Origin of the sequence: Sphingomonas sp. BE138, from assembly GCF_031456125.1 — a bacterium.
Taxonomy (GTDB): domain Bacteria; phylum Pseudomonadota; class Alphaproteobacteria; order Sphingomonadales; family Sphingomonadaceae; genus Sphingomonas.
This window is the reverse complement of record NZ_JAVDUC010000003.1, coordinates 91,015-112,733: the sequence shown is the minus strand read 5'-3', so window position 1 is coordinate 112,733 and position 21,719 is coordinate 91,015. Positions and strand designations below refer to the sequence as shown.

Sequence of the window (21,719 nt, the reverse complement as noted above, 5' to 3'; positions counted from 1 at the left end):
CGGCACGATCGTGCTGGCCGCGGTCGCAGGCGCACACGGCGTCGCGGGTGAGGTGCGGTTGAAGGTTTTTGCCGACGATCTCGCGGCGCATCGCTCCTTCAACGACGGGGCGTTGACGCTGGTGAAGCTGCGCGACGGCACGATCGCGCGCTTCGCCGAGGTCGCGGATCGCAACGCGGCGGAGGCGTTGCGCGGGACGGTGCTGACCGTGCCGCGCGAGGCGCTGCCGCCGCTGGGCGAGGGCGAATATTACCACGCCGACCTGCTCGGGCTGGCGGCGCTGTCGACGGCCGGTGAGCCGCTAGGCACCGTCGTTGCGGTCGAGAATTTCGGCGCCGGCGACGTGGTGGAGGTACGGCGCGCGAGCGGCAAGACCTTCATGGTTCCGATGCGCGCGGTTCCCGAGTGGAACGCCGAGCGGCTGGTGATCGACGCCGACTTCGTCGAGCCGTAGTCATCGCCGCAGGGGACGACGTTCCGCGAGCAGGTTGCGGATCGCCGTCGCCGCGACCCCGGCCTCGCCCATCGCGTGGCTGATCTGGTCCAGTCCCTTCACGACATCGCCGGCCGCGAACAGTCCCGGCACGCTGGTCCGCTGATGGTCGTCGACCTCGAGGCAGCTCTCGTCGCTCGCCCGCGCCCCGGCTTCGATCGCAAGGTGCGAGCGGATGCGCGAGCCGAGCGCGGGATAGACGCTGTCGAACGCCATGCGACCGCGCGCGGTGTCGAATGCCAGCGTGTCTCCCTCGATCGCGTAACCGCCGCACGGTCCCGCGATCCGCGTCACGCCCGCGGCATCCAGCGCGCGTTCGCAGGACGGGTCGAGCGCATGTTCGGCCTCTGGCGACACCAGCGTGATGTCGCGGGTAAAGCCGCGCAGGAACAGTGCCTCGCGCGTTCCATGGTCGCCGGTGCCGATCACGGCGACCCGCCGGTCGGTGACCTCATAGCCGTCGCAGACCGGGCAATAGCGTAGCAGGCCGCGCGCGAGCGCCGGATCATGGACCTCCGGCAGCAGATGCGCGGGGCGGTGGTTCACGACGCCGGTCGCGAGCAGCACCGTGCGGGCCCGGTGCGTGCCGTGATCGGTGGTGACGAGGAAGTCGTCGCCGTCGCGCGCCAGGCCGGTGACCTTCACGGCCTCGCGCGTCGCGCCATATTTCGCGGCCTGCGCCTGCATCAGCGCGAGCAGATCCTTGCCCGCGATCCCGTCCGGATAGCCGGCATGATTGTGGGTGCACGGGATCATTGCCGCGCGGCTGGAGCCGCTGTCGAACAGGCGGATGCCGAGGTGGTAGCGGGCGAGATAGATGGCGGCGGTCAGCCCGGCCGGACCTGCGCCGATGATGATGCAATCGTCCACCCGGACCCTCCGTCTTGCGAGCCACCTCGCCTGTATATACATGCCGTGCATACAGGAGGTCGGCGATGGGTAACGAATATCGCGCCAAGGTGTTCAAATCCGGCAATTCGGTCGCGCTGCGATTGCCGAAGCAGCTGGGGTTCAGCGAAGGCGACGACGTCGTCATCGCGCCGCACGCCGACGGATCGTTCAGCCTGTGGCGCGAGGGCGAGAACGCACAGGTGCTGATGGCGCTGTACGGCAGCATGTCGGACGGCTTCATGGCCGAGGGGCGGGACGAGACGACGCAGGACCCGCGCGACTGGACGCGCGGCCGAGGTACCGCCGCGGCATGACGACCTACCTGCTCGATACCAACGCCTGCATCGACTTCCTGCTGGGGCGCAGCGAGCCGCTCGCCCGCCGAATGGGGGAGGCGTTCGGGCAGTTGCGGGTGTCGGCGATTACCGCGGCGGAACTGCGGGTGGGCAACCGGACCTCGCAGGATCCGGCCCGCGATGCCAAGCGGGTCGACACGTTTCTGGCCGCGCTCCCGATCCTGTCGTTCGACGCCGATGCCGCGGTCGCCTATGCTGACATGGTGCGCTCGGTGGGGGTGTGCCGCGGCAGCTTCGACCGGCTGATCGCAGCACAGGCGGTGCTGGCGGGGGCGACGCTGGTCACCAGCAACGAACGCGACTTCGCCGGCATTGCCGACCTGAGAGTTGAAAACTGGACCCGATGACCTTTCGTGCCACTATCCTGACGCTCTACCCCGAGATGTTTCCCGGCCCGCTCGGTACCTCGCTCGCCGGGCGGGCGCTGGGGGAGGGGAAGTGGTCGCTCGACGCGGTCAACATTCGCGATTTCACGACCGACCGCCATCGCACCGTCGACGATACGCCGGCGGGGGGCGGGGCGGGGATGGTACTGCGTGCCGACATCCTGGCGCGGGCGGTCGATGCGCATGCCGATGGCCGCCCGTTGATCGCGATGACGCCGCGCGGGGCGCCGCTGACGCAGGGCCGGGTGCGCGAACTGGCGGCGGGGCCGGGCGCGGTGATCCTGTGCGGACGGTTCGAGGGTTTCGACGAACGGCTGCTGGAAGCGCGCGGGGTCGAGCAGGTGTCGATCGGCGACTATATCCTGTCGGGCGGCGAGATGGCGACGCTGGTGCTGCTCGACGCTTGCGTTCGGCTGCTTCCCGGCGTAATGGGCGCGGCTTCAAGCGGAGTCGAGGAAAGCTTCGAAAGCGGCCTTCTCGAATATCCGCACTATACCCGACCTGTCGAATGGGAAGGGCGCACGATCCCCGAAGTGCTGCGATCGGGGGATCATGCGAAGATCGCGGCCTGGCGGCAACGGCAGGCGGAGATCGACACACGGCTACGGCGGCCTGACCTTTGGGAGCGTCATGAGGGCGCTCGGGTCGGCTCGCCCTCTGGCGCGCGGCAACGGACTGAGGACTGACCATGAACCTGATCCAGACGCTCGAAGCCGAGCAGATCGCCAAGTTCAACGAAACCAAGAAGCTGCCCGAATTCCGCCCCGGCGATACGCTGAAGGTCGGCGTGAAGGTGGTCGAAGGTGAGCGGACCCGCGTCCAGAACTACGAGGGCGTGTGCATCGCGCGTTCGAACAAGGGCATGGGCTCGTCGTTCACCGTGCGCAAGATCAGCTTCGGCGAGGGCGTGGAGCGTGTCTTCCCGCTGTATTCGCCGAACATCGATTCGATCGAGGTCGTGCGCAAGGGTGCGGTGCGTCGTGCCAAGCTGTATTACCTGCGTGGTCGCACGGGCAAGTCGGCGCGTATTGCCGAGCGTCGCGACACGCGGACCGCTGCCGAGTAATCGGCGCGGCCCCGTCGGGGTTGCGGAAGGGGGCGTGGCGGGCGACCGCCGCGCCCCTTTTCATTCGCTGCCCGGTACGGTCGACCCGTCCTCGTTTCCTGCCGCGGACTTGGTCGGCTTGGGACAGAGCGGCCGGTCCTACGGCTGCGCGATCCGGGTCGCTGCGGCGACGGCATCGATCAGGCCGAGGCGCGCGGCGAGCGGCAGGAGCGGCGCGAAGCGGGTCGGGCGCTCGGCGATCGCGCGGATCGTTCGCGCGACGGTGACGGGGCGTGCGGTCGCGCGCGCGAACCGCGCCTGCCATGCCGCCGCGCGCTGCCCGGCCAGCCACGCCGTCGCCGCCGACACGCCGCTGGCCAACGCGATCCCCATGCCTTCGCCGGCCAGTGAGGGGATGACCGCCGCCTGATCGCCGAGCCGGTAGCAGCCATCCGTCCCGTCGCGCGCGCGCCAGCCGTAAGGGACGTTGGCGATCGCCTCGATCGCGGTGGCGTCGCCCGCCAGGCGATCGCCGAAGGCCGGCACCTCCGCGGCCAGCGCCTGGAGCAGCCGGTCAGGATCGCCGGCCTCGGTAAGCCGCGAGCGGCGGATCGCCAGGCAGACATTGGCGCTGCCGTCTTCCTGCACCACGACGCCGGCATAGCCGCGGTCGAACAGGTGGAGCTCGATCGCGTCGCCGACCAAGGGCTCGACGCCGCCGCCGCGGCGGCGGGTGCGCAGGCCCAGCGCCGGGTCCTCGCCGCGCGCGGCGGCCGGGCGGGCGGTGCCACGGATGTCGTGCTTGCCGCTGGCGAGGAACAGCGCGTCGGCGGGCAGCAGCGCCCCGTCGGCCGTGCGCGCCGCACCTCCGTCGAGCGCGCGGACGGTCACGCCCCGTTCGATCGCCGCGCCGTGCCGTTCGGCGTGGGCGAGCAGCAATGCGTCCAGCCGCGCGCGCGAGACGCCAAGGCCGGGCGCCGGGAGCGACGTCTCGACCACTCGTCCGCGCGTGAACAGGCGCAGGCGCGTGGCGCGTGCCGGATTGAGCGTGTCGGCGGCGATGCCGAGCCGCTCCAGCGCCGCCAGCGTCCGCCAGCTGAGAAAGCCGCCGCACAGCGCGTCGCCGCGCTCCCGGGTTCGCTCCAGCACCAGCGGGCGCGCGCCCCCGCGTGCCAGCGCGATCGCGGCGGCGCTGCCCGCCGGGCCGCCGCCGAGGATCAGCGGCTCGCGACGCACAGCCGGAACGGAAAGGCGCGGAACACGCGTGCGTCCGCGATGCCTGCCTCGTGCAGCAGCGCCGGCCACTCGCCGGGGCGATAACTGCGTGCGATCGACAGCCGGCCGTCGTGGCGAACGATCGGATGCCAGCCGAACAGCCGCGCGAGCAGCGGCCAGCCGTGATAGGCAAAACCGTGGCGATGCAGATCGTTGACGAGCCAGCCGACGCTTGCCTCCGCGTCCATGAAGCGCAGGAAGGCGATCAGCTGCGCCGGGGACATATGATGCGCGACCAGGCTGGAGATGACGAAATCCCAGCCGTCGCCCGCCAAAGCGGCGTAATCGCCGGTGCGCCAGGTAATCGGCAGGTCGGGCGGGGTATGCGCGCGTGCCGCCGCCTCGCTGCGCGGGTTGAGGTCGATACCGGTGAGATCGAACGCGATGCCGCGCCGTGCGCCCCATGCCGCGATCCGCCGCAGCATGTCGCCGTCACCGAAGCCGACGTCGAGCAGCCGGTAGGACCGGCCCGGCGCGGTATGCGCGGCGAGGAACCCGAGCGTCGGCCGCGCCGCGAGCGTCACGCGGTTCACGCGTGCGAGGTCGCCGACGACCGCGGCATAGGTGTCGGCGGGCAGATCGTCGGCATCCATCAGCTCGTCGGCGGTGGCGCGGACCTCCAGCATCAGGCGGCGCTCGAAAAGCACAGCCCCTCGGCGGCGAGGCCGGGGCCGAAGGCGAGCGCGACGCCGTGATCGACCGCCGGTCCCGCCAGGATGCGCGCCAGCACGAACATCAGCGTCGCGGACGACATGTTGCCGTTCGCCGCCAGCACCGCGCGGGAGTCGTCGAGCGCATCCCCGGCGAGCCCCAGCCCGTGCTGGACCGCGTCGAGGATCGAGCGGCCGCCGGCGTGAACCGCCCAGCGATCGACCGCGCGCCCGCCGGTCAGGATCGTCGTCAAGGCGGGGTCACGCAATGCCGTGCCGATCCGCCCCGGCACCTCGCCCGACAGATGCATCGCGAAGCCGCGATCGGTGATGTCCCAGCGGATCAGCGCATCGGAGCCGGGCAGCGTCGTGCTGAACGGTTGTCCGATCGCGAGCCCGGCGGGGTCGGCGGTGACTAGCGCCGCCGCGGCGCCGTCGCCGAACTGGAGCATCGCCAGCAGCGGCTCCAGCGTGCGCGCGCTCTGGAGGTGGAGGGTCGACAGCTCGACCGTGACGACCAGCACGCGCGCTGCCGGTTCCGACCGCACGATATGCCGTGCCGTGCGCAGCGCGACGATCGCGGCGTAGCAGCCCATGAAGCCGATCAGCACGCGCTCGACGCTTTGAGATAGGCCGAGCTCGCGCGCGATGATCTGGTCGATGCCGGGCGCGACGAAGCCGGTACAGCTGGCGACGACCAGATGCGTGATCCCGTCGAGCGACACCTGCTCGCCGAGCGCCGCGACCGCCGCGATCGCGAGGACCGGCGCGGCCTGGGCGTAGAGTGCCATGCGGGTGCCGGTGCCCGGATGCGGTTCCGTGGCGTAGAAGCCGGCAGGCCCCACGGGCGAGCCGTGCGCGGCGGGCAGCACCGACCATCGGTGTGCGATGCCCGCGCGGGCCGCCATCCGCGCGAACACCCTTTCCTCCCGCGGCGGCAAGCGGTCGCGCGCCCAGTCGACGAAGGCGGGGTGGATGTCGTGGTCCGGTACGGCGGTGCCGATCGCGACGATATGGGGGATGGAAGGCATTACGCGCGTGAACGCCCGACCGCGTTATTCGTCGCCTTCGCGCGCGGCACGGCGACTTTGCCAATAGGCGAGACGCTTGCGGATCTCGCGCTCGTAACCGCGCTCGTTGGGTTCGTAGAAGAGGTGGTCGTCGCCGACACCGGCGGGGAAGAAGTCCTGCGCGGCATAGCCGTCGGGATAATCGTGGTCGTAGCGATAGCCGTCGTGGTAGCCCAGTTCCTTCATCAGCTTGGTCGGCGCGTTCAGGATATGCTTGGGCGGGGGCAGCGACCCGGTGTCGCGGGCGAGCGCGCTGGCGCGGTCGAAGGCCAGATAGGCGGCGTTCGACTTCGGCGCGGTCGCGACATAGGTGATCGCCTGCGCCAGGAACAGCCGGCCTTCGGGCATGCCGACGCGCTCGAACGCCTGCCACGCGGTCATCACCTGCACCAGCGCCTGCGGATCGGCCATGCCGACATCTTCCGAGGCGGCGCAGCACAGCCGGCGAAAGATGACGGCCGGCTCTTCCCCGCCGCGCACCATCCGCGCCGCCCAGTAGAGCGCGGCATCGGCATCGCTGCCGCGCAGGCTTTTATGGAAGCAGCTGAGCAGGTTGAAATGCTCCTCCTGCCCGCGGTCGTAGAGCGGTGCGCGCTTCTGGACGATCGCGGCCAGCGCGGCGACGTCGATCGGCGCGTCCGCGTCGACAAGGAACAGCGTCTCGCACAGCCCCAGCAGATAGCGCGCGTCGCCATCCGCCATCGCGATCAGCGCGGCGCGGGCATCACGGTCGAGCGGCAACGGGCGACCCTCATGCGCTTCGGCGCGCTGGAGGACGATCTCCAGCTCGGCGGCGGACAGGCGTTCGAGCGTGAACACCTTCGCACGCGACAGCAACGCGGCGACGAGGCTGAAGCTGGGGTTCTCGGTCGTGGCGCCGATCAGCACGATCGTGCCGTCCTCGACCGCCGGCAGCAGGGCGTCCTGCACGGGCCGCGAGAAGCGGTGGAGTTCGTCGATGAACAGCGCGGTCGGGCGCCCGGCGGCGCGCAGGTCGCGCGCGGTCGCCAGCGTGCGACGCAGGTCGGCGATGCCGGTCGACACCGCCGACAATTGCACGAAGACATAGCCGGCTTCCGCCGCGATCAGCCGCGCGGTCGTGGTCTTGCCGACCCCCGGCGGTCCCCACAGCACGAACGACGACAGCCGCCGCGACCGGATCATCATCGTCAGCGGGGCGTCGGGGCCGAGCAGATGCTGCTGCCCGATCACCTCCGCGAGCGCGCGCGGGCGCAACCGGTCGGCAAGCGGAGCGTGGTCGTCGAGGCGGGCAGGCGGGGAAGGGTCGGCGGGATCGAGCCCGGCAAAGAGGTCGGCCATGCCGTGTATGTAGAGCGCCGGCCGGAGTTCGTCATGCCGGCACGAAAATATATCTTGAGCGCTCTTGTGAAATCGCCGGCAAGATATATCTTGCTACATCATCAGCCAATATGGAGTCGGCAGAATGTTTCGATTTTCGCACGGCGGCGGTGGCCGCCATCATCACCATTTCGGCCCGCGCGGCGGGATGGATCCCGAGCGGTTCTTCCACTGGGCCGAGCGCCTGAACGACGGCGCGCAGCGGCGCGGCGGCGGCGGCGGCGGGCGCAGCCGGCGCATGTTCGACGGGTCCGAGTTGCGGCTCGTGCTCCTCAAGCTGATCGCGGACCAGCCGCGCCACGGCTACGAACTGATCAAGGCGATCGAGGCGCTGACCGGCGGAGCGTATGCGCCGAGCCCCGGCGTGGTCTATCCAACGCTGACGCTGCTCGACGAGATGGAACTGATCGCCGAGGAGGCCAGTGAGGGCGCGCGCAAGCGCTTCGCGGTGACCGAGGCGGGGCGCGTGCACCTGGGCGAACAGGCCGAGACGGTCGCGGCGCTGATCGCGCGGCTGGAAGCGCTGGGCGAGCATCGCGCCCGCGGCGAGGGCGAGGGTGCGCCGGTGCGGCGCGCGATGCACAACCTGCGCCACGCGGTCGGCGATCGCGCGACGCGCTCGGACGCGACCCCCGAACTTCTCCACGAGATCGCGGCCTTGATCGACGAGGTCGCGCAGAAGGTGGAGCGGTTGAAGTGAGCGTCGTCGTGGCGCGCGTGCCGACGCATTCGGCGAGCCGCTATCTCCAGCAACTCGCCAAGCACTGGAGCCACAAGCTGGAGGTCAGCTTCTCCGAGCAGGAAGCCCGGATCGCCTTTCCGAACGGCGCCGTGCTCGATCTGCGCGCGGACAGCGAGACGCTCGACGTTCGCCTCGAGGTCGCCGAGGGGGGCGACGTCGAGCGAATGAAGGAGGTGGTGGCGAGTCACCTCGACCGGTTCGCATTCCGCGAGGCGCCGCTGACGTTCGACTGGCGGAATCCCTGAGCTGGACGCGCGGCAATCGGAGACTATGACGACATTGCAAAGCTGAGCCGCGGTGCGGATCGCAATGTCGTCGTAATCTGTAGTTTCCGCGTCTCCCGCCTTGTGGCGAAACCGGTCAGCGGCTCGCCAGAACCTCTCGATACGCCTGCAACACCGCGCCGTTCGCCAGATCCCAGCGGAAGTCCTTCGCGCGCTCATGCGCCGCCGCGCCCATCGCGGCGCGCAGGTCGCCTTCGCGCACCAGTTGCGCGATCGCGGCGGCATAGCCTTCGATGTCCTGCGGCGTGACGAGGAAACCGGTGCGTCCGTCCTCCAGAAGGTCAATCGCGCCGGTCGCGCGCGCGGCGACCACGGGGACGCCGGCCGCCATCGCCTCGGAGGTGACCTGACCCCAGGTCTCCGTCACGCTGGGGTTGAACAGCACGTCCATCGACGCGACCGCACGGCCCAGATCGTCGCCGCTCTGGAAGCCGGCGAATGCCGCCTGCGGTACGCGCTCGGCGAACCAGTCGCGCGCCGGACCCTTGCCGATCACCAGCACGCGGTGGCGCACGTTCATCGCGGCCAGTTGTGCGAGCACGTCGGCGAAAACGCCCAGCCCCTTTTCCAGCACCAGCCGCCCGAGAAAGCCGATCGCGACCTCATCGTCGGCGATCCCCAGCGAGCGCCGCCACGCCAGGCTGCGCGCATCCGGGTGGAAGCGCCGGTGGTTCACGCCGCGCCCCCATAGCGACACCGGCGTGGTCACGCCCAGCTCACGCACCACCCCGGCCATCGACGGGGTCGGCACCAGCACACGGTCGGCGCGGTTGTAGAAGCGGCGCAGGATCGCGCGGATCAGCGGCTGGACCAGCGTCAGCCCATAATATTGGAAATAGGTTTCGAAGCGGGTGTGCACCGCCGACACCACCGGCACGCCGCGCGCACGCGCCCAGGTCACTGCGGCATGGCCCAGGAATTCCGGAGCCGAGACATGCACCAGATGCGGGTCGAACGCCTCCAGGTCGCGGCGCGGCCTGGCGGGCAGGCCGCGTCCCAGCTTGTATTCGCCGCGCCCGCCCGGCATCGGGATCGCGGGCACGTCGACCACCGTACCGCGCGCCTCGAACGCCGGGGTCGGCGTGGTCGGCGAATAGACGCGGACCTTCACGCCCTGATCGAGCAGATAGCCGACCAGTAGGTTCTGCGCCTGATTGGCGCCGTCGCGCACGTAGTTGTAATTGCCGCTGAAGAAGGCGACGCGCAGCTCGGACGGGATCATGCCCGATCCGCTAGCGGTGATCTGCGGCAAAATCGCGACCGTCGTCGTCACGCGTTCTTCATCTCGTCGGTGCGGCGGATGCGGCGGATGCGCGGCTGACGGTCGAGCATCGCGGTGCGGCGGATCGTCTCGCGCAGTTCCTCGCGCTTGTCGTGGATCGACGCGATCACCGGTCCCATCGCGACGCCCAGGTCGACCAGCACCGCCTCGGAGAGTTGCAGCGAGCTTTCCAGCGTTTCCGGCACCGCATCGGTGACTCCGGCCTTGTAGAGTTCGGCGGCGTGCGCGGTGTCGCGGGCGCGCGCGATGATCGGCAACGCCGGGTAGGCGGTGCGCAGCCGCTTGGTCAGCCGCACGGTCAGCACCGGATCGTCCATCGTCAGGATCAGCGCGCGTGCGTGCGCCAGGTCGAGCCGGTCGAGCAACTCGCCGCGCGCGACATCGCCGAAGACGATCGGATAGCCGCCGGCACGCGCCTGCGTCACCGCGTCGATGTCGGCCTCCACCGCGACATAGGCTTGGTCGTGGCGCGCGAGCATGTCGGCCACGAGCCGTCCGACGCGCCCGAAGCCGAACACCACCGCGCGCTGCCCTTCGGCATGATCGAGCGCGTCGGGCGGGGCGGTGTCGCGGCCCTCGATCCGGCGCGCGATGACACGCCCCAGCAGCGCGAGCAGCGGGGTGATCGTCAGCCCGATCGCGGTGACGGTCTGCCAGAAGCTGGCGGTGCCGGCGGTGATCAGCTGCGCCTGCGCGGCGGTAGCCAGCACGATCAGCGTCGTCTCCGACGGGCTGCCCATCAGCATGCCCGTCTCCGCCGCGATGCCCGGCCGCGCATTGGCGACGCGCAACAGCAGGTAGGTGACGATCGCCTTGACCGCCACGACCCCCAGCACCGCAGCAAGCAGCGGCGCCCAGTTGCGCGCGATCGCGCCGAGGTCGAGGCTCATGCCGACCGTGATGAGGAACACGCCCAGCGCCAGCCCCTTGAACGGCGCGGTCATCACTTCGACCTCCGTATGGTACTCCGTCTCGGCGATCAGCAGGCCGGCGAGCAGCGCGCCGACGATCGGCGACAGTCCGGCGGCGGTCGTCGCGACGCTGGCGACGATGACCACCAGCAGCGAGGCGGCGAGGAACAGTTCCGGGCTCTTGGTCCGCGCCGCCTGCGCGAACAGCCGCGGGAGCACCAGCCGGCCGCCGAGGTACATCGCCACCACCGTCACGCCGCCGCGCAGCGCGACACCCGCAATTCCGACCCAGCCCGCGTCGCTCGCGGTCGGCGCCATCGCGCCGAGCGCGAAGATGATCGGGACGAGCGCGAGATCCTGGAACAGCAGGATCGCGAACGCGCCGCGCCCCACCGGGCTGGTCGTTCCCACCAGCGGCAGGACGAGCGCGGTCGACGACAGCGCCAACGCGAGGCCAAGCCCCGCCGATCCGGCCCAGCTCTGACCCATCAGGTGCAAGGCCACGCCGACCAGCGCCGCCGACCCGGCAAGCGCCGCTGGACCGGTGCCGAACACCAGCTGCCGCATCGCCCACAATCGGCGAAAGGACAGCTCCAGCCCGATCGAGAACAGGAGCAGCACGATCCCGAATTCGGCGAACGGCTCGATCGATCCCGGGTCGGAGATCGTTACGTAATACAGCCAGGGCGCATGTGGCACGAGCGCGCCGAGCCCGGCCGGGCCGACCAGCGCGCCGACCAGGATGAACCCGATGACCGGGCTGATCCGGAAGCGTGCGAAGGCTGGGATCACCAGCCCGGCGGCACCCAGCACCACCAGCGCATCCGAGAAGCCTTCGTTGTGCAGTCCGATCGCCATGCGCGCGACCTTACGCGGGGGCGGAGGGTTTTGTCGCGCGTCGTGACCCGAAAAATGCCGGCCGTTCCTCAAGTGGCTGCGGATGCTCGACAAAGCCGGATGCGCCCGCCAGTCTGGCCCGCGACAACGATCCGGGAGTTCGCATGCGCCGTCGCCAGTTCCTCGCCTCCGCCAGCGCTGCCGCCGCGCTGACCGTCCTGCCGCGCAGCGCCGATGCGGCCGCGGCCGGCGCGCGCGATGCGGAGCTGCGCGCGCTGCTCGACCGCTTCTTCTACGCGCGTCTGGACGACAGCCCGGAGCAGGCGACGTCGCTGGGGCTCGACACCGGCGCGCGGACGGCGCTCAAGGCGCGGCTGTCGGATGCGAGCCGGGCCGGGGAGCAGCGCGACTTCGCACGCGCGCGGGCCGAGCGTGCGGCGTTGCGCGCGATCCCGCGCGACGCGCTCGGCGACGCCGCCAGGCTTGATTATGACATCGTCGCCTACAGCCTGGACCGGATGCTCGCCGGCGAGCGCTTCGGCTATGGCGCGAGCGCGGGCCGCTATGCGCCCTACGTCCTGACGCAGCTGACCGGCGCGTATCGCGACGTGCCCGATTTCCTCGCCAACCAGCACCGCATCCGCGACGCCGCCGATGCCGACGCCTATGTCGCGCGCGTCGCCGCTTGGGCGCCGGTGATCGACGCCGAGACCGAGCGCCAGCGCGAGGATGCCGCCAAGGGTGTGTTCGCGCCGGACTATATCCTCGATACGACGCTGAAGCAGTTGGCGGCGGTACGCGACAAGGCGGCGGATGCCACCGGTCCGGCAACCGACGTCGCCGGCAAGCTGAAGGCGGCCAATCTGCCCGCCGACCGCGCCGCGGCGGTCGCGAAGCTGATGACCGAGCGGGTCTTCCCCGCGCTCGACCGCCAACGCGCGCTGGTGACCGGGTTGCGCGGGCGCGCGGTGCATGACGCGGGCGTCTGGCGGCTGCCCGACGGTGCGGCATATTATGCCGCGGCGGCGAGTGCGGCGACGACCACCGAGCTGGGCGGCGACGAGATCCACCGGCTTGGCCTGGCGCAGGTAGCCGAGATCGGCGCGCGGATCGACGGCATCCTGCAAAAGCAGGGGATGACGCAAGGGACGGTCGGCGAGCGGCTGGTCGCGCTCAACAAGCGTCCGGATCAGCTGTATCCGAACACCGATCCGGGACGCGAGGCGCTGCTCGAACAACTCCGCGCGCAGGTCGCGGCGATGACGAAGCGGCTGTCCGAGCAGTTCGCCATTCTGCCGCGCGCGCCGGTCGAGGTGCGCCGCGTGCCCGAGGCGATCCAGGCCGGTGCGCCGGGCGGCTATTACCAGTCGGCGTCGCTCGACGGGTCGCGGCCGGCGATCTACTTCATCAACCTGCGCGACACCTTTGACCGACCGAAGTTCGGGCTGGCGACGCTCAGCTATCACGAGGCGGTGCCGGGGCATCACTTGCAGGTGATGTCGGCGCTGGAGAGCCAGGACATTCCGCTGATCCGGCGGCGCGGCTTCTATTCGGGTTATTCGGAGGGTTGGGCGCTCTATTCGGAACAGCTCGCCGACGAGATGGGGATGTACGAGGGCGATCCGCTGGGGCAGGTCGGCTATCTGCAATCCCTGCTGTTCCGCGCGACGCGGCTGGTGGTGGATAGCGGTATGCACGCCAAGCGCTGGAGCCGCGAGAAGGCGACCGATTACCTGATCGCCACCACCGGGATCGCACGCGGACGCAGCCAGGGCGAGATCGATCGCTATACGGTCTGGCCGGGGCAGGCGTGCAGCTACAAGATCGGGCACACCGTCTGGACCCGGCTGCGCGACGAGGCGAAGCGCAAGGCCGGGGCGACGTGGGACGCCAGGGCGTTCCACCGGGTCCTGACGCTCGGCGCGATGCCGCTGACCGTGCTGGAGCAGGTGGTGCGCGAGCGGATGCGTTAGCGGCGGCCGTCGTACCTTGCCCTCGTTCGTCGTCCCGCCTTCGCGGCGACGACGAGGGGCGGGGACTGACCCCTAGAAGCGCACCCGCACACCGGCCGTCACGCGGCGGCCGTTGTTCACCACGCTGCGGAATAGCCGTCCCAGGCCCGCTGGGTGTGGACGTATTGCAGCCGCCTGCGAACGCGATCACCAATCGCCGATCGGCGCGCAACATTTCGAAAACCGGCCCTCCATGCGCTTGGCGCACTCGTCAGCGAGGTGCCCGCGACTGCGCTCGATACGCCGCGCGGTACCGGGTTGCCGGGCATCGTCTAACCTCACCGGGCGGAAGTCGATTGCCCGTTCAAGAACATCATCTCATATGTGGAAACTGACGATGGGAGAGGAATGACGATGCGCGCCATCTTGTGCCGGGAGCCGTTCGCGCTCGAACAGGTCGAGCGACCCGCCCCGGTCCTCGCCGACGGCGAGGTGCTGGTGCACATCCGCCGCGTCGGTCTGTGCGGCACCGACTACCATATCTACGCCGGCAACCAGCCGTTTCTGTCCTATCCGCGCGTCATGGGGCACGAACTGGCCGGCGAGATCGCCGCGGTGCCGGTTGGCTCGGCGCTGCGGGTCGGAGAGCGGGTGACGATCAACCCCTATCTGTCGTGCGGCACCTGCATCGCCTGTCGCAAGGGCAAGCCGAATTGCTGCACGCGGATCGCGGTGCTGGGCGTCCATACCGATGGCGGGATGCAGGACATGATCGCGGTGCCGGAACGTGCGGTAATCCCTGCCGACGACCTGACGCTGGAACAGGCCGCGATGGTCGAGTTCCTCGCGATCGGCGCGCATGCCGTCGCGCGCGCGAAACTCTCGCCCGGCGACCGCGTGCTGGTGGCCGGCGCCGGCCCGATCGGCATCGCGGTGGCGCTGTTCGCCCGGCTGGACGGTGCGCGGGTGACGATCATCGACACGCGCGCCTCGCGGCTGGCGCATGCCCGCGACCGGCTCGGCTTCGATGACGTGGCGACCGTCGACGACCGCATCCGCGACACGCTGGCGGCGCGCACCCACGGCGACTTCTTCGACTGCGTCTTCGACGCCACCGGCAACATCCATGCAATGCGCGCGGGGCTCGACCATGTCGCGAACGGCGGCAGCTACGTGCTGGTCAGCGTGGTGCCCGACGACCTGATCTTCGCCGATCCGGAGTTCCACCGCCGCGAAACGACGCTGATCGCCAGCCGCAACGCGCTGTCGACCGACTTCGACCGCGTGCTGGCCGCGGTCCGCGGCGGCGACATCCCCACCGACGCGCTCCACACCCACAGCGTCGATGCCGGCGACCTGCCGGAGCGGATGCCACGGTTGATCGCCGAGGCCGACCATGTTCTGAAGGCGATCGTGACGTTCTGAGGACGCACGGGCGGCACGACCCGGCGGTTACGAGAAGAGGATGAGGCGATGGCGTGGCAAGGCTCCCCTGCGGTGGAGGACATTCCCCCGGCTTCCGCCACGCGCCCCGGCGGTACCGGTGGCGCGGGCGGCGCGGGACGCTGGGTGCCCGCGCTCGTCATCACCACGTCGCTGTTCTTCCTTTGGGGGATGGCGAACAACCTCAACGACATCCTGATCGCGCAGTTCAAGAAGGCGTTCACCCTGTCGGATTTCGGCACCAGCTTCGTGCAGCAGGTGTTCTACCTCGGCTATTTCGTCTTCGCGATTCCCGCCTCGATCGTGCTGCGCCGCTTCGGCTACAAGGCGGCGATCGTGACCGGTTTGCTGCTCTACGGCGTCGGTGCGCTGCTCTTCTACCCCGCCGCCGCGGTCAGTGCCTACCAGCTGTTCCTCTTCGCACTGTTCGTGATCGCCGCCGGGCTGGCGTTCCTGGAGACCTCCGCCAATCCGCTAATGACCGAACTGGGCGATCCGCGCACCGCGACGCGGCGCCTGAACTGGGCGCAAGCGGCCAATCCGTTCGGTGCGATCACCGGCATCCTGGTCGGGCGCAATTTCATCCTGTCGGGAATCGAGCATGACGAGGCGACGCTGGCGGGAATGAACGCCACCGCGCGGGCTGCCTTCTATCGCACCGAAGTACAGGCGGTCGCGACGCCGTATCTGGCGATCGCCGCGATCGTGCTGCTGTTCGCGCTCGCCGCGGCCGTCACCGCCTTTCCGCGCAACCCCGTCGCGCGCGACACGCCGGCGGCAGGCAGGCAGCGCTTCGCCGACCTGCTGCGCCACCCGCGGCTGATCGGCGCGGTGATGGCGCAATTCTGCTACGTCGGTGCGCAGGTCGGGCTATGGAGCTACACGATCCGCTACGCGCAAGGTGCGCTCGGCTGGAACGAGCGGCAGGGCGCGGACATGCTGTTCGTCTCTCTGGTGCTGTTCGCGGGCGGGCGGTTCGCCGGCACCGCGCTGATGACGTGGATCGCGCCGGCGCGGCTGCTGGCGATCTTCGCGGGCATCTCCGCCGCGCTCGCGGCCGTCGCGGCGCTGGTGGGCGGGGAGATCGGGCTCTACGCGCTGGTCGCCACCAGCTTCTTCATGTCGATCCAGTTTCCGACGATCTTCGCGCTGGGGGTCGAGACGCTCGGGCCGCTGCGGCGGCTGGGCTCGTCGCTGATCATCATGGCGATCATCGGCGGCGCGGTGCTAACGGGCGTCATCGGTTTCGTCTCCGACCACGCCGGAATCGCGACCGCGATGCTGGTGCCGGCGGGATGCTTCCTGGTGGTGCTCGGCTATGCGATCCGCGCCCGCGCGCAGGCGTGATCGCATGGCCCGCACCCGCAAGGACGCATCGGAGCCCGCCGAGCCCAAGCCGAAGTCGCCCACCTATGCCGCCCCCGCGCTGGAAAAGGCGTTCGAGATCCTCGACCTGCTCTCCGCATATCCCCAAGGTGCCTTGGTCACCGACATGGCCGCTGCGCTGGGCCGCTCGGTCGGCGAGCTGTTCCGGATCGTCGTCGTCATGGAACAGATCGGCTATCTGCAACGCTCGCCGGTCAACGACCGCTACACGGTGTCGTACAAGATCCTCGACCTCGCCTATCGCGCCACGCCCGCGCAGAACCTGACGCGCGCCGCCACGCCGGAGATGCAGCAGCTCGCCGCCGAAACCGAGCAATCGTGTCACTTCGTGGTCCCGAACGGCGCGCATGGCCTCGTGATCGCGCGCGAGGAGAACCCCGGGATGCGCGGCTTCTCGCTGCGGCTCGGCGCCGCGATCGACATGATCCGCAGCTGTTCGGGACAGGTGCTCCTCGCCTTTTCGTCGCCGGAGCGGGTCAAGCGGATCGTCGCACAGGCCGCCGCCGCACAGGGCAAGCCGGTCGATACCGACTGGCTGGAGCAGCGGTTGGCGATCGTCCGCCGGCAAGGGTTCGATCGCCGGCAGAGCCCGATCACGCACGGCGTCACCGACGTCAGTTACCCGGTGTTCGCGTTCAGCGGCGAGATCGTCGGCGCGCTGACCGTGCCATATCTCGAACTGATCGACGGATCGCAGCGCGTGAAGCTCGATGCCGTCGACGGGTTGCTGCAGGCCGCGGCGGCGCGGATATCGCTCACGCTCGGCCACCATCCGGCCTCCTGACAAGGAAGACGTACGATGACCCGCCCGCCGCGCATCGACGCGCATCATCACCTCTGGCGCTACGACCGCGATGCGTTCGGCTGGATCGCCGCCGGCAGCCTGATCGCGCGCGATTTCGACACCGATGCCTTGGCGGCCGCGCTCGCCTCGCGCGACATCAGCGGCGCGATCGCGGTGCAGGCGCGGCAGGTGCCCGAAGAGACCCGGTTCCTGCTCGCCGCGGCGGCGCGCTGTCCGCAGATCCTGGGCGTGGTCGGCTGGATCGACCTGCGCTGCGACGACATCGTGGCGCAGCTGGCGGCGGACGCCGCCCCCTTGCTGGTCGGTTACCGTCATGTCGTGCAGGACGAGGCGGACGGCGACTTCCTGCTCGGCGACGCGATCGTGCGCGGGGTGCGCGCGGTGGTCGCACGGGGGCTGACCTACGACCTGCTCGTCGACCATCGCCAGCTCGCCACCGTTCCCGCCTTCCTCGACCGGGTCGGCAATGGCCGCTTCGTCCTCGACCACGCCGCCAAGCCCGCGATCGCCGCGGGCGGGTGGCAGCCATGGGCCGACCGCCTCGCCGCGGTCGCCGCCTGCCCGCAGGTGATGTGCAAGGTGTCGGGACTGGTGACGGAGGCCGACCACGCGCGCTGGAGCGCCGACGACCTCCAACGCTATCTTGATCACATCTTCACCCTGTTCGGCCCGTCGCGGCTGATGTGGGGGTCCGACTGGCCGGTGTGCCTGCTCGCCGCCGACTACGGCCGCGTGTTCGACGTGATCGCGGACTATGTCGAGCGGCACTGCCCGAGGCACGCCGCGGCGATCTTCGGGGAGAATGCGCTCGCGGCCTACGCGCCGGCGGAGTTGGAGCGATAATCGTCCGTCCGGCACCAGCCGATTCCTGCAAGCGCATGTCGACCTGTTCGCTTCCGAAGCGCGGCGCCGGTCAGGACGCGCCGTCCATCACGATCGTCCGAAGCGGTTGCGCGCTTTCGCCGGGGTGCGCCGGCCGCGCGCCGGCGCTACGCGACCTCACCGCCCGCTAGCCGATCTGACGCGCGGGGGCGGGGCCAAGGCGGGGGACGGGCGGGGCGCCGATCTTAGCCCGCCGCCTTCGCCAGCCCCTTCGACAATTGCAGCGCACCGTGCAGGCGCGCCTTCGGATCGGCCCACACCCGCGTCAGCGCCAGCTTGCTGTCGGGGCGCAGCTTCGCGATCCCGCCCAGCTTGTCGACATAGGCGAGCAGCCCCGCGACGTTCGGCGGCTTGTCGTCGTGGAACGCGACCAGCGCGCCCTTCGGCCCCACGTCGAGCTTCGCGACGCACGCCTTCTTGGCGTTCAGCTTGATTTCCATGATCTTGACCAGGTTGTCGGTCGCCTCGGGCAGCGGGCCAAAGCGGTCGATCATCTCGGCGGCAAACGCATTCAACCCCTGCACCTCGTCCACCTCGTTCAGGCGGCGGTAGAGGCCCATGCGCAGGTCGAGATCGGGGACATATTCCTCCGGGATCAGGATCGGTGCGTCGACGCTGATCTGCGGCGAGAAGTCGCGCTGCCGCTCGCGCAGGCCGCCGGCCTTCGCCTCCAGGATCGCCTCCTCCAGCATCGACTGGTAGAGTTCGTAGCCGACCTCCTTGATATGCCCGGACTGTTCGTCGCCCAGCAGATTGCCCGCGCCGCGAATGTCGAGATCGTGGCTCGCCAGCTGGAACCCTGCGCCAAGCGTGTCGAGGTCGCTCAGAACCTTGAGCCGCTTCTCCGCGGCCTCGGTCATCTGCCGCTCGGGCGGGGCGACCATATAGGCGTAGGCACGCGTCTTCGACCGCCCGACGCGCCCGCGCAGCTGGTAGAGCTGTGCGAGGCCGAAGCGGTCGGCGCGGTTGACGATCATCGTGTTGGCCGACGGGATGTCGATCCCGCTTTCGATGATCGTGGTCGACACCAGCACCTCGAACTTCTTGTCGTAGAAGGCGGACATCCGCTCCTCGACCTCGGTCGGCGCCATCTGCCCGTGCGCGACGACGTAGCGGATCTCGGGCACCTCGCGGCGCAGATAATCCTCGATGTCGGGCAGGTCGGCGATCCGCGGCGTGACGAGGAAGCTCTGCCCGCCGCGATAATGTTCGCGCAGCAACGCCTCACGCAGCACCACCGGGTCCCACGGCATCACATAGGTGCGCACCGCCAACCGGTCGACCGGCGGCGTCTGGATCACCGACAGCTCGCGCAGGCCCCCCATCGCCATCTGGAGCGTCCGCGGGATCGGCGTCGCGGTCAGCGTCAGCATGTGGACGTCGGCGCGCAGGGTCTTCAGCCGCTCCTTGTGGGTGACCCCGAACCGTTGTTCCTCGTCGACGATCACGAGGCCCAGCCGCTTGAAGTCGACGTTCTTGGCCAGCAACGCGTGGGTGCCGATCACGATGTCGATCGTGCCGGCGGCGATTCCGTCCTTGACCTTCTTCGTCTCGGTCGCGGTCACCAGCCGCGACAGCCGGCCGATCTCGACCGGGAAGCCCTCGAAGCGCGCGCAGAAATTCTGGTAGTGCTGGCGGGCGAGGAGGGTGGTCGGACAGACCACCGCGACCTGCATCCCCGCCATCGCCGCGACGAAGGCGGCGCGCAGCGCCACCTCGGTCTTGCCGAAGCCGACGTCGCCGACGATCAGCCGGTCCATCGGCTTGCCCGCCGCCAGATCGTCGAGCACATCGGCGATCGCCCGGTCCTGGTCGTCGGTCTCCTCGTAGGGGAAGCGGTCGACGAACGCCGGATAGCCGCTGGCGTCGGGTTCGGCGACCTCGCCGGGGCGCAGCGCGCGCTCGGCGGCGACCGCGATCAGCGTTCCCGCGATCTCGCGGATCCGCTCCTTCATCTTCGACTTGCGGCGCTGCCACGCCTCGCCGCCGAGCCGGTCCAGGCTCGCGCCTTCCTCCGACGATCCGTAGCGCGAGAGGACCTCGAGATTCTCGACCGGAATGTAGAGCTTGTCGCCGCCGGCATATTCCAGTGCGACGCAATCGTGCGGCGCCTTGGCGACCGGCACCTGCGTCAGCCCGACGTAGCGCCCGATGCCGTGGTCGGTATGGACGACCAGGTCGCCCGGCGACAGCGTGGCCAGCTCGGCGAGGAAGGCGTCGGCGGACTTGCGGCGCCTGGCCCGGCGGATCAGCCGGTCGCCCAGCATGTCCTGCTCGGTCAGCACCGCGACGTCGGGCGCGGTGAAGCCGTGGTCGAGCCCGACGACGGTCAGCGCGACGCCGCGATCGGCGGCCCCCAGCGCGTCCTGCCACGTGTCGGCCAGCCGCGCGCCGACCAGCCCGTGATCGTCGAGCAGGTTCTTCAACCGGTCGCGCGCGCCGATCGAATAGCTGGCAAGGATCGGCTTGCGCCCATCCTTCTTCAGCCGCGCGACATGCGCGACCACCGCTTCATAGACATTGGCCTGGTTGGCGCGTTCCGGTGCGAAGTCGCGCGGGCCGTCGACCTGGAAGTCGAGCACCGTCGACGATGCGGGTTCGTGGAACGGCGTGACCAGATGCGCGGGCATCCCGGCGACCTCGGCGCGCCATTCCTCGTCATCGAGGTAGAGCGTCTTGGCGGGGAGCGCGCGGTAGCTGCCCGGCTCGGCCGCTTCGGCGCGCTTCCGGTTTTCGTAATAGTCCGCGATTGCATCCAGCCGCGCCTCGACCGCAGTGGGCGTGCCGGCGTCGCGCACCACCACCGCGTCGTCGCCCAGATGATCCCACAGGGTCGCCAGCTTGTCCTCGAACAGCGGCAGCCAATGCTCCATCCCCGCCAGCCGCCGCCCGTCGCTGACCGCCTGGTACAGCGGATCGCCGGTCGCGGTGGCGCCGAACTTCTCGCGGTAGCGGGTGCGGAAGCGCTTGACGCTGTCGTCGTCGAGCAACGCTTCCGAGGCAGGCAGCAGCACGAAACCGTCGAGCCGCCCGGTCGTGCGCTGGTCGCCGGGATCGAACGTCCGCACGCTCTCGATCTCGTCGCCGAAGAAATCGAGCCGCAGTGCCTGTTCCTCGCCGCTGGGGAACAGGTCGACGATCCCGCCGCGCACCGCATATTCGCCCGCATCGTGGACGGTATCGGTCCGCACATAGCCGTTGGCCTGCAACAACGCGCCCAGCCGGTCGCGGTCGATCCGCGCGCCCGGCTTCAGCTCGGCGACCAGCTGCCGGATGCGAAACGGCGTCAGCGTCCGCTGCGTCAGCGCGCTGGCGGTCGTCAGCACCAGCTGCGGCGCTTTCGGCTTCTGCTGCAAGCGATGCAGCGCCCCGATCCGCTCCGCCATGACGCGCAGCGTCGGCGAGGCGCGGTCATAGGGCAGGCAGTCCCAAGCCGGCAGCTGCACCACGTCCAGCTCGGGCGCAAAGAACGGCGCCGTCGCCGCGATGCTGCGCATCTGCGCCTCGTCGGCGGCGACGAACACGGCGCGGCGTGGCGCGGCGCGTGCCAGGTCGGCGAGTAGCGAGGGGAGGAAGCCGCCGGGTACGCCCGACAGGGTGAGCGGAACGGTGGCCTTCAGGATCGTGGAGAGGTCGGGCATTATAACTTCTTCTAGCCCTCTCCCCTTGA

20 protein-coding genes are annotated in these 21,719 nt (G+C 70.0%); 12 read left to right on the top strand and 8 right to left on the bottom strand.

Annotated features, from left to right (window positions below):
* Positions 1 to 7: 7 nt before the first annotated feature.
* Positions 8 to 454: a ribosome maturation factor RimM gene (gene rimM, locus J2Y58_RS05535; RefSeq protein WP_310100624.1), complete on the top strand. Its 447-nt coding sequence runs from the start codon at positions 8 to 10 to the stop codon at positions 452 to 454.
* Here the strand turns inward: rimM and J2Y58_RS05530 are convergent, their stop codons facing one another.
* Positions 455 to 1,363, bottom strand: coding sequence for an NAD(P)/FAD-dependent oxidoreductase (locus tag J2Y58_RS05530; RefSeq protein WP_310099881.1), 909 nt, complete (start codon positions 1,361 to 1,363; stop codon positions 455 to 457).
* Between the two features lie 65 nt (positions 1,364 to 1,428).
* On the opposite strand from J2Y58_RS05530, the gene J2Y58_RS05525 reads away from it, so the two are divergent.
* Genes J2Y58_RS05525 through rplS form a run of 4 tightly spaced genes read left to right on the top strand, consistent with a single transcriptional unit; the run spans position 1,429 to position 3,192 of the window.
* Entirely contained in the window at positions 1,429 to 1,698 is a 270-nt protein-coding gene (locus tag J2Y58_RS05525; protein WP_310099879.1) for an AbrB family transcriptional regulator, read from the top strand.
* Complete coding sequence (locus tag J2Y58_RS05520; RefSeq protein WP_310099877.1) at positions 1,695 to 2,087, top strand: type II toxin-antitoxin system VapC family toxin; 393 nt, start codon at positions 1,695 to 1,697, stop codon at positions 2,085 to 2,087. Before J2Y58_RS05525 ends, J2Y58_RS05520 begins: the two co-directional genes overlap by 4 nt.
* Positions 2,084 to 2,812 carry a tRNA (guanosine(37)-N1)-methyltransferase TrmD gene (trmD, locus tag J2Y58_RS05515; RefSeq protein ID WP_310099874.1) on the top strand — a complete coding sequence of 243 codons (729 nt, stop codon included), beginning with the start codon at positions 2,084 to 2,086 and terminating at the stop codon, positions 2,810 to 2,812. The genes J2Y58_RS05520 and trmD overlap by 4 nt, the downstream gene beginning before the upstream one ends.
* 2 nt (positions 2,813 to 2,814) lie before the next feature.
* Positions 2,815 to 3,192, top strand: coding sequence for a 50S ribosomal protein L19 (rplS, locus tag J2Y58_RS05510; protein WP_310099871.1), 378 nt, complete (start codon positions 2,815 to 2,817; stop codon positions 3,190 to 3,192).
* 138 nt (positions 3,193 to 3,330) lie between these two features.
* On the opposite strand, the gene J2Y58_RS05505 is transcribed toward rplS, so the two are convergent.
* From J2Y58_RS05505 to J2Y58_RS05490, 4 genes are read right to left on the bottom strand one after another with little or no spacing between them, the layout of a single operon-like run.
* The gene (locus tag J2Y58_RS05505; RefSeq protein WP_310099868.1) at positions 3,331 to 4,407 is read right to left on the bottom strand and encodes an FAD-dependent monooxygenase; all 1,077 of its coding nucleotides are present in this window, start codon (positions 4,405 to 4,407) and stop codon (positions 3,331 to 3,333) included.
* On the bottom strand, positions 4,389 to 5,072 hold the full coding sequence (locus J2Y58_RS05500; protein WP_310100621.1) for a methyltransferase domain-containing protein: 684 nt from the start codon (positions 5,070 to 5,072) through the stop codon (positions 4,389 to 4,391). Before J2Y58_RS05500 ends, J2Y58_RS05505 begins: the two co-directional genes overlap by 19 nt.
* Positions 5,072 to 6,127, bottom strand: a complete 1,056-nt coding sequence (locus J2Y58_RS05495; protein ID WP_310099865.1) for a type III polyketide synthase — start codon at positions 6,125 to 6,127, stop codon at positions 5,072 to 5,074. The genes J2Y58_RS05500 and J2Y58_RS05495 overlap by 1 nt, the downstream gene beginning before the upstream one ends.
* Before the next feature lie 24 nt (positions 6,128 to 6,151).
* Positions 6,152 to 7,486, bottom strand: coding sequence for a replication-associated recombination protein A (locus J2Y58_RS05490; protein WP_310099862.1), 1,335 nt, complete (start codon positions 7,484 to 7,486; stop codon positions 6,152 to 6,154).
* A gap of 124 nt (positions 7,487 to 7,610) precedes the next feature.
* On the opposite strand from J2Y58_RS05490, the gene J2Y58_RS05485 reads away from it, so the two are divergent.
* Both J2Y58_RS05485 and J2Y58_RS05480 read left to right on the top strand, forming a co-directional pair.
* Complete coding sequence (locus tag J2Y58_RS05485; protein WP_310099858.1) at positions 7,611 to 8,225, top strand: PadR family transcriptional regulator; 615 nt, start codon at positions 7,611 to 7,613, stop codon at positions 8,223 to 8,225.
* Complete coding sequence (locus J2Y58_RS05480; RefSeq protein WP_310099856.1) at positions 8,222 to 8,512, top strand: DUF2218 domain-containing protein; 291 nt, start codon at positions 8,222 to 8,224, stop codon at positions 8,510 to 8,512. Before J2Y58_RS05485 ends, J2Y58_RS05480 begins: the two co-directional genes overlap by 4 nt.
* 115 nt (positions 8,513 to 8,627) lie before the next feature.
* Here the strand turns inward: J2Y58_RS05480 and J2Y58_RS05475 are convergent, their stop codons facing one another.
* Positions 8,628 to 9,773, bottom strand: a complete 1,146-nt coding sequence (locus J2Y58_RS05475; protein WP_310100619.1) for a glycosyltransferase family 1 protein — start codon at positions 9,771 to 9,773, stop codon at positions 8,628 to 8,630.
* 47 nt (positions 9,774 to 9,820) lie between these two features.
* The gene (locus J2Y58_RS05470; protein ID WP_310099853.1) at positions 9,821 to 11,602 is read right to left on the bottom strand and encodes a cation:proton antiporter; all 1,782 of its coding nucleotides are present in this window, start codon (positions 11,600 to 11,602) and stop codon (positions 9,821 to 9,823) included.
* 143 nt (positions 11,603 to 11,745) lie between these two features.
* On the opposite strand from J2Y58_RS05470, the gene J2Y58_RS05465 reads away from it, so the two are divergent.
* The 5 genes from J2Y58_RS05465 to J2Y58_RS05445 all read left to right on the top strand — a co-directional run bounded on the left by J2Y58_RS05465 (position 11,746) and on the right by J2Y58_RS05445 (position 18,010).
* Positions 11,746 to 13,554 carry a DUF885 family protein gene (locus tag J2Y58_RS05465; protein WP_310099850.1) on the top strand — a complete coding sequence of 603 codons (1,809 nt, stop codon included), beginning with the start codon at positions 11,746 to 11,748 and terminating at the stop codon, positions 13,552 to 13,554.
* A gap of 393 nt (positions 13,555 to 13,947) precedes the next feature.
* Positions 13,948 to 14,958 (top strand): zinc-binding alcohol dehydrogenase family protein, encoded by a 1,011-nt coding sequence (locus tag J2Y58_RS05460; RefSeq protein WP_310099847.1) that lies wholly within the window; start codon positions 13,948 to 13,950, stop codon positions 14,956 to 14,958.
* Between the two features lie 48 nt (positions 14,959 to 15,006).
* Positions 15,007 to 16,323: an L-fucose:H+ symporter permease gene (gene fucP / locus J2Y58_RS05455; protein ID WP_310099844.1), complete on the top strand. Its 1,317-nt coding sequence runs from the start codon at positions 15,007 to 15,009 to the stop codon at positions 16,321 to 16,323.
* 4 nt (positions 16,324 to 16,327) lie between these two features.
* The gene (locus J2Y58_RS05450; RefSeq protein ID WP_310099841.1) at positions 16,328 to 17,146 is read left to right on the top strand and encodes an IclR family transcriptional regulator; all 819 of its coding nucleotides are present in this window, start codon (positions 16,328 to 16,330) and stop codon (positions 17,144 to 17,146) included.
* A 15-nt stretch (positions 17,147 to 17,161) separates the two neighbouring features.
* Positions 17,162 to 18,010 carry an amidohydrolase family protein gene (locus J2Y58_RS05445; protein WP_310099838.1) on the top strand — a complete coding sequence of 283 codons (849 nt, stop codon included), beginning with the start codon at positions 17,162 to 17,164 and terminating at the stop codon, positions 18,008 to 18,010.
* A 224-nt stretch (positions 18,011 to 18,234) separates the two neighbouring features.
* On the opposite strand, the gene mfd is transcribed toward J2Y58_RS05445, so the two are convergent.
* On the bottom strand, positions 18,235 to 21,690 hold the full coding sequence (gene mfd, locus J2Y58_RS05440; protein WP_310099837.1) for a transcription-repair coupling factor: 3,456 nt from the start codon (positions 21,688 to 21,690) through the stop codon (positions 18,235 to 18,237).
* Positions 21,691 to 21,719 lie beyond the last annotated feature (29 nt).

Bases quoted from the DNA above. Each gene is read 5' to 3' on its own strand.
- J2Y58_RS05475 (WP_310100619.1), bottom strand. From the start codon at position 9,773: ATGATCCCGTCCGAGCTGCGCGTCGCCTTCTTCAGCGGCAATTACAAC.
- J2Y58_RS05525 (WP_310099879.1), top strand. From the start codon at position 1,429: ATGGGTAACGAATATCGCGCCAAGGTGTTCAAATCCGGCAATTCGGTC.
- J2Y58_RS05485 (WP_310099858.1), top strand. From the start codon at position 7,611: ATGTTTCGATTTTCGCACGGCGGCGGTGGCCGCCATCATCACCATTTC.
- J2Y58_RS05460 (WP_310099847.1), top strand. From the start codon at position 13,948: ATGCGCGCCATCTTGTGCCGGGAGCCGTTCGCGCTCGAACAGGTCGAG.
- J2Y58_RS05470 (WP_310099853.1), bottom strand. From the start codon at position 11,602: ATGGCGATCGGACTGCACAACGAAGGCTTCTCGGATGCGCTGGTGGTG.
- J2Y58_RS05520 (WP_310099877.1), top strand. From the start codon at position 1,695: ATGACGACCTACCTGCTCGATACCAACGCCTGCATCGACTTCCTGCTG.
- mfd (WP_310099837.1), bottom strand. From the start codon at position 21,690: ATGCCCGACCTCTCCACGATCCTGAAGGCCACCGTTCCGCTCACCCTG.
- J2Y58_RS05495 (WP_310099865.1), bottom strand. From the start codon at position 6,127: ATGCCTTCCATCCCCCATATCGTCGCGATCGGCACCGCCGTACCGGAC.
- J2Y58_RS05450 (WP_310099841.1), top strand. From the start codon at position 16,328: ATGGCCCGCACCCGCAAGGACGCATCGGAGCCCGCCGAGCCCAAGCCG.
- J2Y58_RS05465 (WP_310099850.1), top strand. From the start codon at position 11,746: ATGCGCCGTCGCCAGTTCCTCGCCTCCGCCAGCGCTGCCGCCGCGCTG.
- fucP (WP_310099844.1), top strand. From the start codon at position 15,007: ATGGCGTGGCAAGGCTCCCCTGCGGTGGAGGACATTCCCCCGGCTTCC.
- rplS (WP_310099871.1), top strand. From the start codon at position 2,815: ATGAACCTGATCCAGACGCTCGAAGCCGAGCAGATCGCCAAGTTCAAC.
- J2Y58_RS05500 (WP_310100621.1), bottom strand. From the start codon at position 5,072: ATGCTGGAGGTCCGCGCCACCGCCGACGAGCTGATGGATGCCGACGAT.
- J2Y58_RS05445 (WP_310099838.1), top strand. From the start codon at position 17,162: ATGACCCGCCCGCCGCGCATCGACGCGCATCATCACCTCTGGCGCTAC.
- trmD (WP_310099874.1), top strand. From the start codon at position 2,084: ATGACCTTTCGTGCCACTATCCTGACGCTCTACCCCGAGATGTTTCCC.
- J2Y58_RS05490 (WP_310099862.1), bottom strand. From the start codon at position 7,486: ATGGCCGACCTCTTTGCCGGGCTCGATCCCGCCGACCCTTCCCCGCCT.